Below are 8,506 nucleotides of genomic sequence, written 5' to 3' on the forward strand. Positions count from 1 at the left end.
GGGGGGGGGGGGGGGGACAAGGGCACTACTTCACTAACTGTTTGGTCATCTCCAGCAGCTGGCGCACATCGGCCGGGCGGGTGTTACCGCTGGCTTTATCGATAATCGAGCTGTAAATATGCGGGATGATTTTGCTTACCCCGGCATCGAGGGCGATTTTCAGGATCTCGCTGTAGTTTTCCAGATCGATACCGCCGGTCGGCTCGAGCCAGAAATCGTGCGCGGCGCAGGCTTTGGCGACGGCTTCAAACTCGGCGCGGTGCTTCAGGCCGCCCATCGGGAAGTATTTGATGGAGCTGCCGCCCATGTCTTTCAGCAGCGCGATGGCGGTTTCCAGCGGCACAATGCCATCCGCCGCGCCGCTGCTCAGCGGGCCGGTGGAGATCTTAACCATTCCCGGCGTACCGGTGGGAGAGACCAGGCCGTTGACCACCGTCTCGTTCTGCCCGAGCAGCGCGCGGCTGGTAGCCACGCCGGTGAAGACCTGGTTGACGTGCTGCGGCTGCACCTGGCGACAAATCTCGCTCACCATCGCCGACTGGTTTGGATCGCCTGCCCCCAGCCCGACGGAGAGCGCATTATCGATCAGCTTCGCGTAGTCGCGCATATCGGCCACCGCGCTGGCGACGTCCGGATAGTTTTTGGAGAGCACGCCGACCAGGACGTGACCTTCCGCCGCGTCGTAAATTTCACGGGCGTTGTCTTTGCTGCCCGCCAGGACGTTCAGGCACACGCGGTCACGGTAAAAGTTTGGGGTCAGTTTCATGCTTGTTTCTCCTTATTCAGAACTTCTGCGATGCGGCGAGCGACCACCGCCAGCTGCTCCGCGTTTACGCTGCGGACATCGGCTTCGATAATGCCTTCATTCGCTTTATAGCCGCGGAAGTAGATGGCGTATTCACCCTGCTTCAGCGCGTTAACCAGATCGCCGGTCTTCACGCCGGTCGTGGCTTCATCAAATTTAATTTCGGCGCGGGCGATATCGCGGCCCGCGCTGTCCCACACCACCCGCGCGGTCACGCCGTTAAGCGCGTTGAGCTGTTCGATAAACGGCGTCATCTTCGCCACCATCTGCTCGCCGCTCTCTTTGCTCGCCGTCAGGTAGTGTTCAATGGCGCAGGTCAGGCCGAGAATGCCCTCTTTACCCACTTTCATCGCCCGGCCAATCCCCATCGACTGGCGTTTAACCCACTCGACGTACTGCGTTTTGCCGATCACCAGCCCGCTGGTCGGCCCTTCAATCGCTTTCGCGCCGCTGTAGATAACCAGGTCGGCGCCCATGCGGTAGTAGCACTGCAGATCTTCTTCCGCCGCCGCATCGACGATCAGCGGTACGTTATGCTGGCGCGCCACTTCCGCGGCCTGCGCGACGTTGAGCATGCTTTTCTGCACGCAGTGGTGGGATTTGATGTACAGAATCGCCGCGGTGCGCGGAGTGATCGCCGCCGCCAGCTGCTGGGCAGAACATTCGTTGGCGTAGCCCGCTTCCACCAGCTTACCGCCGCCCAACGCCACCATGGTGCCAACCGGCGCGCCGAAGTTGACGTTGTGGCCCTTCGGCAACACGATTTCGTTATTCTCAATCGGCGTAACGTGCAGATTCTCCAGCAGCCAGTCGCTGTCTTTCACCAGCACCGCCGCTACCGACTGGGCAATCCCCGCCGATGCGCAGGAGACAACGGTCGCCCCTTCCACATCCAACAGTTTGGCGATGTACTCGCCGGTTTTATTCACCAGGTCTTTCATTTCAAAGTACTGGTTCATACCGGCCATCGCGGCTTCAACCACTTCCGGGCGCGGCGTGGAAACGCCCAGCGCCGTCATGCGGCCAGAAGTATTAATCACCTGTTTTAAATGGTATTTCTCAAAAATCGAAGGCATGTTCCACGCTCCCTTGTTCGGTCAGATAGCCTTTGCCCGCGCGGATCGCGGCCAGCGGCACCAGAATGTTGTCAGCCTGCAGGCTCTCTTTTTCAGCATCCACCAGCAGCGTGGGCCGGTGCTCCAGGCGAAATAGCGTTAAATCGGCGTCGAAGCCCACTTCCAGCCGCCCTTTACGCGACAGGCGCAGCCCTTCGGCGGCGCTGACGGTCACGCAGTCAATCACCTGCGGCAGCGTCATGCCGATGGCGAGGAATTTCGACATCACCAGCGCCAGCGAGCGCACCGGGCCGTCGATCCGGTTGCGGCAGTAAATATCGGAGCTAATGGTGTGCGGCAGAATGCCCAGCGCAATCGCCCGCCGCGCCACCTCAAAGCTGAAGCTGGCGGTGCCATGGCCGACATCGAGACGCACGCCGCGCTGCAGAGCGCGAGTAATAGAGCTGCGCAGCTCGCCGGCAGGATTCAGAATGCGGTTCGGCTTGCCGTTATAGCAGTGGGTAATGATGTCGCCGCTGCTCAGCAGATCGGCGATTTCATCGAGGTTCGGCGGGTTATTGCCGATGTGCACCATCAGCGGCAGATCGTCGTTTTCCTGCTGAATGGCCTTGGCGCGCGCCAGCGGCGTAATGCCGTTTTCGCCGACGACGCTGCTGCTCATCCGCGCCTTCAGGCCGACGATAAAGTCGGGATGACGCTGCACCGCCTGCTTCACCGCGGCGGCGTCGATATTGGCCATATTGGCCAGCTCATTCTGCGCAATCAGCCCGACGCGGGAGATGTTGAGCAGCGCATAAACTTCCGTCGCCGCTTTACGGGTCAGTTGATAGAAGTCATCGACGTCGTCGGCGCCGGTGCTGCCGGCATCGATCACGGTGGTGACGCCGGTGGCGATGCCGACGCTATCCGGCTCATCGTGATAAATCGGTGAATTCGGGTAGCAGTGAACGTGAGAGTCAATCCAGCCAGCGCTGACGTAAACCTTGCCGTTCAGCTCAATGGTTTTACGGGAGGGCGCGCTAATCTCGCCCAGCGCCGCGATTTTCCCGTCCTGAATGGCGATATCAGTCAGGGTATCGTCGACGAGGCGCGCGCGGCGCAGGAGTAAATCAAACATAGCTATCTCCTGATGAAAAGAGTGTACGGATGGCGGCGTACCGCCTTATCCGGCCTACAAACCGCGCTGGCTTGTAGGCCCGATAAGCGCAGCGCCATCGGGCGCTTAGCTAATCGCCACCGGGAAGATGGAACCGAGGATCATCGCCCCGAGGATGGCGCCGCCGGTGATCGGTTTCTGCCAGATGTAGAACAGCAGTGCGCCAACCAGCGAGCCAATCCCGATAGGAATCGAGGCGGTCATTGCGCTGAGGATGATCAAGGGACCGAGGAAGCGGCCGGAGGCGTTACCGGCCCCCATCATCACGTCGGCGCCGTAGGTGGAATCGCTCTGGTTGATGGTGAACTTACGCGCCAGAATGATGATGTAGCCCACCGCCAGGCCGAGGACCAGGCCGGTGACCAGCGACGCGGCGAAGTTCGCCACCGGGAAGACAAAGCCCGCGCCGAGCAGCAGCGCCGGTACGCCGAGGCCGATACCGGTCTGAATGGCGCCGCCGATATCGAGGATCCCTACCAGCGACCCTTCGATGATGCGGGCGAACAGGAAGCTGGCGCCAAACGCCGCCACCGCGCCGTAAACGCCGGTATCAATCCCCGACTTCAGCATCGCCACGAAGGCCACTTCGTTAAAGGCGCCGATGCCGTACAGGTAGTACATGTGGGTCCCGGCGAAGACGCCGGAGGAGAGCAGGCCAACAAAGATCGGGAACGACCAGTCGGCATACCAAAAACCTTTATTCTGTTCCATTATCCGGCTCCCGTTACTTGCCGCTGAGTGAGTTGTGGATCATGTCCAGCCAGTTCGGCACGGTCAGATGGAAGGATTCGATCATCTTCATGTCGAAGCCACGGAAGAAGCCGCTGAGGACAAACAGCGCGACGATGGCCACCATCATCACTTTAGTCACCCGGTTCCAGCCGCTCTCTTCGACGCCTTTACCGATCAGGATCCCCAGCACCAGACCCGGTACGGCGTTACCCATAATCAGCTGCGCGGCGCCGCCGAAAATCGTTGCCCAGAAGCCTGATTTTTTACCGGCATCGATCGCCGCCAGCCAGAAGATCACCGGCATCACGGTGTTTACCAGCAGGTTTGCCGCCGGCACCAGTACCTTAACGGCGGTCACCTGCAGCGCTTCCGGTACGGACGAGGCGGTCAGGTTGAGGAAGGCGACGACAATCATGCCGATGATGCCGCAGGAGATGGCCATTTTTTTCGGATCGTGCAGCGTTTCGCCGACGTTACGATTTTTCAGCATCAGCGCCGCCGCGCCCCAGTTGGGTATAATGCGGTGGTCAACATCCTGGGTGAAGGAGCCTGCTGCAACGGAAGAGGCCCAGGCGTTAAAGAAGAAGCCAAGGCCAAAGGAGAAGTGGGAGGCCGGATCGCCCTCACAGGAATTCAGCTCGCCCAGGGTTCGAAACGCCCCCATCCCCTGCGTGGGGGGGGCATGAAACATGCGTGCCGCTCCGGCGCCCACGCCGACGCCGACCAGGCCGCCGATGATAAGCGATTTTATTAAAATTATCAGGAACATAGTCAGACCTTATGCTAACAATCAGGTTTGCGTGACGAAATCCACTTTATCGAGATCGATGGCGGTCACGTTGACGGTGACGTCCAGCTCCACGCTGTAGGTCCGTCGTTCACGGCGCAAAAAGAAGAACAGAAACGCCTCTTTTCGTACCGCTTCGCGCGCATGAACAACCGTCACGTCCTGTGGCTCAATACGCAGTAGGATGCGCGAGGATGATTTCATCACCGCAGCCTGCACATGGTTCAGGGCATCGGCGAAGGCCCGTGATTTGCTTTCGCCTTTGCCGGCAACCCTCACCGTGGTGGTGAATTGCTCTTTCATACTTATGCGCCGTATTTCTTTTTCCAGGCTTCTACCAGCCGCTCGCCCAGCTCTTCTTTATCCATAAAGCCGAAGCCCAGCACGTTGCAGCCTTCGTTGATAGCGGTGACGCCCTCATCAATAGAGCGCATGCCATATTTTGCTTTGTAGCCGTATTTGGTCTGGGCGGTGATGGCGCCAGCGCCGCCGCTGCCGCAGAAGGAGATGCCGAAGGTGGCGTTTTCCGCTTTCATTATGTCGCCAAGCTTCATGTCGGCCGCAACGCCAGGGACGACCACAGCACGTGCGCCCGCTTTTTCAGCGCCTGCGGCGACTTTTTGGCCTTTACCCAGACGGTCGCCAATGACTACAGTGATTTGTTCCATGTTTTGCTCCTTACAGGTTATCTTTCGCGACTTCGAAGTGGACGGAGAGCAGCCAGGCCTCTTCATCAGGCAGGTTGCCGAACTGTGCGACCACTTCGCGGGCCAGCATCATTGAATCTTCAGAAATTTCTTCGAACAGACTGGCATCCACTTCCGGTAGCGGTTCGCCGCTGATTGACCGGTGGGCCATGGCCCGCACGTGGGAAGTCAGCATTTGCTCCTGAACGTCGTTAGGGACGATGTCGTGACGGCTTAACAGGGCGAAAACCTGCTGTAACATCTTGTCAGCCAGGCGTTCGGTCTGCGCCGCCTGCTCCCCTACGTCGTTTATTACCGCTCCGTTATTCACTTGTGTTACCCCGCTGATGTCTCTGGAAATCAAGGTAGCGCCGGGGGACAGGAGTTTGTAGCGAGTTGTTTTCCACTTCGAAGTGGAAAGGGAGGCGGCAGGGGGGATCGACCCCACATATTCACAGGGAAAAGGTAAAAACGACGGCTATGGCGTGAGATGTATCACAACAATGAGCGTGGACAAGGCGCCCGCGGCAGCGGAAAGGCCGGAAAAAGAGAGTGGAAAAATGTGATATCGGTAGGCTTTCAGGTGGGAGGCATCGGCTAATGCCTCCCGAAAAGAACGGTTAGCGGTACTTCTTATGATAGGTGTTGCGGGTGGTTTTAAACTCCTCCGCGGCGGCCTGCGCCTCTTTCACCTTGCCTTCGTTCGCCAGCTTCAGCGCACCGTCGATCTGGCCGATCAGAATATCCAGACCGTGACGGTAATCTTTCATCTCAGCGCTGTCGGCCGCTTTGCCTTCCAGCTTCGGCGGGGTCTCTTTCTGAGCATCGACCGCGGCGGTACGCATCTTATTCAGCGCCGCTTTCAGCTCGCCGGCGTCGGAGGTCTTCTGTACCACTTGCAGGTTTTCTGCCAGAGTGTCCATGTCTTCGCCCAGGTCGGCGAAGGCCGACGCTGAACCGAGCGCAAAAGCAGAGACAGCCAGCATCGCTAACAGTTTTTTACGCATTGCTCACTTCCTTTTTATTATTTAAGCAAACAGGTGTTATTGCCCGGCGATTTTCATCTCCGGCAGCAGCACAGAACCGCACTGAATGTTGCTGCGCGTTTCAATATCATCGCCAATGGTCACGATATTACGCCACATTTCTTTCAGATTTCCTGCAATGGTGATCTCACTGACAGGATATTGAATTTCGCCGTTTTCTACCCAGAAGCCGGATGCGCCGCGTGAGTAGTCGCCGGTGACGCCACTGACACCCTGCCCCATCAGTTCGGTAACCACAAGACCGGTGCCCATCTCTTTAAGCATCTTTGCAAAACTCAGGCCGCGGCCGTTAATGCGCCAGTTGTGGATGCCCCCGGCGTGGCCGGTGCTTTTCATCCCCAGCTTGCGCGCTGAGTAATTGGTCAGCAGCCACTGGGTCAGCACGCCGTCTTTGACGATATCGCGACGTTCGGTGCGCACGCCTTCGCTGTCGAACGGCGTGGAGGCCAGCCCTTTCAGCAGGTGCGGATGCTCTTCAATGGTCAGCCACTCCGGCAAAATTTGTTTGCCCAGCGAATCGAGCAGGAAGGTCGATTTACGGTAGACCGCGCCGCCGGCAATCGCTCCGACCAGGTGACCAAACAACCCGGTCGCCACTTCGTTGGCGAAAATGACCGGCGCCTTCATGGTCGACAGCTTACGCGGCGCCAGGCGCGACAGGGTGCGGCGGGCGCACTCTTCCCCGACCCATTCCGGGGACTGCAGATCCTCGATCGCCCGGCCAATGGTGTAGGCGTAGTCGCGCTCCATATCGCCGTCATCTTCCGCAATGACGCAGCTGGAGAGGGAGTGGCGAGTCGAGCAGTAGCTCTGCAGCATGCCATGGCTGTTGCCGAACACTTTAATGCCGTAGTGGCTGTTAAAGCTGCCGCCTTCGGTGTTGGTGATGCGTTTATCGGCCTTCAGGGCCGCTTGCTCCGCGCGGGCGGCCAGTTCGATGGCGTCGTCCGGGGAGACCTCCGCCGGGTGGAACAGGTCCAGATCCGGGGCGTCAAAGGCCAGCAGATCTTTATCGGCTACGCCGGCAAACGGGTCCGGGGAGGTATAGCGGGCGATATCCAGCGCCGCCTGCACGGTGCGGGCGATAGCGTCCGGGCTAAGATCGGTGGAGGAGGCGCTGCCCTTGCGGTTCTGATGGTAAACCGTGATGCCTAATGCCCCATCGCTGTTGAATTCTACATTCTCCACTTCGCCATAGCGGGTGCTGACGCCGATGCCCGTGGTTTTGCTGACGGAAACTTCCGCACCATCAGATTTACCTGCCGCCAGTTCCAGTGCCGTGGTAACGGCTTCTTCCAGCGTCTTACGCTGCTGTGCAACTTGAGAGATGACTTTCATTGCTAATGCCATAATGTAAGAAGGAGTTAACTGAAGTCTAACAGAGAACCGTTTTTCAGTGCGCGCCTTAACTGGTAACATTAGCCTCTTTTTTTAAGGAGCCTGAGATGACAAAGCAGCCCGAAGACTGGCTCGACGACGTGCCCGGTGATGACGTTGAAGATGAAGATGATGAAATCATCTGGGTCAGTAAGAGTGAAATTAAGCGCGACGCGGAAGAACTGAAGCGTCTTGGCGCGGAACTCGTTGACCTGGGGAAAAACGCGCTGGATAAAATTCCGCTGGATACCGACCTGCGCGACGCCATCGAACTCGCCCAGCGAATCAAAAAAGAGGGTCGCCGCCGCCAGCTGCAGCTTATCGGCAAGATGCTGCGCAACCGCGATGTCGATCCGATTCGTCAGGCGCTGGACAAGCTGAAAAACCGTCACAACCAGCAGGTTGCGCTGTTCCACAAGCTGGAGCAGATCCGCGACCGACTGATTGACGACGGGGATGACGCCGTCGCTGAAGTGCTGAACCTGTGGCCAGATGCTGACCGTCAGCAGCTGCGTTCGCTGATCCGCAATGCGAAGAAAGAGAAAGAAGGCAACAAGCCGCCGAAATCGGCGCGCCTGATCTTCCAGTATCTGCGTGAACTGGCGGAAAACGAAGGCTAAGTCCCCCTGTTTTTGCCCGCAATAGTCTCCCGGATGGCGGCGCGCTGCGCCTTATCCGGGCTACGGTTCCCTATATCAAACGGTTACTCAACACCGTAGGCCCGCGCAAACGCAGCGCCGCCGGGCAAGCTGTACCAGACTCCGTTCCCGTCATTGTGCCGGATGGCGGCTAACGCCTTATCCGGTCTACAGAGCCCTGTATATCAAACGGTTACTCAACA

12 protein-coding genes are annotated in these 8,506 nt (G+C 58.6%); 2 read left to right on the forward strand and 10 right to left on the reverse strand.

Annotated elements, in window-relative coordinates; translation table 11 throughout:
- Window positions 1–25: 25 nt before the first annotated feature.
- The 8 genes from dagF to HMPREF9538_RS0128705 all read right to left on the reverse strand — a co-directional run bounded on the left by dagF (window position 26) and on the right by HMPREF9538_RS0128705 (window position 5,573).
- Window positions 26–766, reverse strand: coding sequence for a 2-dehydro-3-deoxy-phosphogluconate aldolase (gene dagF / locus HMPREF9538_RS00055; RefSeq protein ID WP_009486551.1), 741 nt, complete (start codon window positions 764–766; stop codon window positions 26–28).
- Window positions 763–1,881 carry a DgaE family pyridoxal phosphate-dependent ammonia lyase gene (locus HMPREF9538_RS00050; protein ID WP_009486552.1) on the reverse strand — a complete coding sequence of 373 codons (1,119 nt, stop codon included), beginning with the start codon at window positions 1,879–1,881 and terminating at the stop codon, window positions 763–765. Before HMPREF9538_RS00050 ends, dagF begins: the two co-directional genes overlap by 4 nt.
- Window positions 1,865–2,998 carry an amidohydrolase/deacetylase family metallohydrolase gene (locus HMPREF9538_RS00045; RefSeq protein WP_009486553.1) on the reverse strand — a complete coding sequence of 378 codons (1,134 nt, stop codon included), beginning with the start codon at window positions 2,996–2,998 and terminating at the stop codon, window positions 1,865–1,867. Before HMPREF9538_RS00045 ends, HMPREF9538_RS00050 begins: the two co-directional genes overlap by 17 nt.
- A 105-nt stretch (window positions 2,999–3,103) precedes the next feature.
- Window positions 3,104–3,748 carry a DUF4310 family protein gene (locus HMPREF9538_RS00040; protein ID WP_004152267.1) on the reverse strand — a complete coding sequence of 215 codons (645 nt, stop codon included), beginning with the start codon at window positions 3,746–3,748 and terminating at the stop codon, window positions 3,104–3,106.
- 13 nt (window positions 3,749–3,761) lie between these two features.
- A complete protein-coding gene (locus HMPREF9538_RS00035) occupies window positions 3,762–4,538 on the reverse strand; it encodes a DUF4311 domain-containing protein (protein ID WP_009486554.1) in 777 nt (258 codons plus the stop codon).
- Window positions 4,539–4,559: 21 nt separating this feature from the next.
- A complete protein-coding gene (locus HMPREF9538_RS00030; protein WP_002886896.1) occupies window positions 4,560–4,859 on the reverse strand; it encodes a DUF4312 family protein in 300 nt (99 codons plus the stop codon).
- Between the two features lie 2 nt (window positions 4,860–4,861).
- Window positions 4,862–5,224 (reverse strand): SFCGS family glycine-rich protein, encoded by a 363-nt coding sequence (locus HMPREF9538_RS00025; protein ID WP_002886895.1) that lies wholly within the window; start codon window positions 5,222–5,224, stop codon window positions 4,862–4,864.
- 10 nt (window positions 5,225–5,234) lie between these two features.
- The gene (locus tag HMPREF9538_RS0128705; protein ID WP_002886894.1) at window positions 5,235–5,573 is read right to left on the reverse strand and encodes a PRD domain-containing protein; all 339 of its coding nucleotides are present in this window, start codon (window positions 5,571–5,573) and stop codon (window positions 5,235–5,237) included.
- Window positions 5,574–5,679: 106 nt separating this feature from the next.
- Here HMPREF9538_RS0128705 and HMPREF9538_RS32545 point away from each other — a divergent pair, with 106 nt between their 5' ends.
- On the forward strand, window positions 5,680–5,808 hold the full coding sequence (locus tag HMPREF9538_RS32545) for a hypothetical protein (protein WP_162497776.1): 129 nt from the start codon (window positions 5,680–5,682) through the stop codon (window positions 5,806–5,808).
- A 54-nt stretch (window positions 5,809–5,862) separates the two neighbouring features.
- Here the strand turns inward: HMPREF9538_RS32545 and cybC are convergent, their stop codons facing one another.
- Both cybC and pmbA read right to left on the reverse strand, forming a co-directional pair.
- A complete protein-coding gene (gene cybC / locus HMPREF9538_RS00020; RefSeq protein ID WP_002886893.1) occupies window positions 5,863–6,249 on the reverse strand; it encodes a cytochrome b562 in 387 nt (128 codons plus the stop codon).
- Between the two features lie 36 nt (window positions 6,250–6,285).
- Entirely contained in the window at window positions 6,286–7,638 is a 1,353-nt protein-coding gene (pmbA, locus tag HMPREF9538_RS00015; protein WP_004152265.1) for a metalloprotease PmbA, read from the reverse strand.
- Window positions 7,639–7,733: 95 nt separating this feature from the next.
- Here pmbA and yjgA point away from each other — a divergent pair, with 95 nt between their 5' ends.
- On the forward strand, window positions 7,734–8,285 hold the full coding sequence (yjgA, locus tag HMPREF9538_RS00010; protein WP_004177664.1) for a ribosome biogenesis factor YjgA: 552 nt from the start codon (window positions 7,734–7,736) through the stop codon (window positions 8,283–8,285).
- Window positions 8,286–8,506 lie beyond the last annotated feature (221 nt).

The sequence above is a fragment of the Klebsiella sp. MS 92-3 genome (genome assembly GCF_000195655.1).
Lineage (GTDB): Bacteria > Pseudomonadota > Gammaproteobacteria > Enterobacterales > Enterobacteriaceae > Klebsiella > Klebsiella pneumoniae.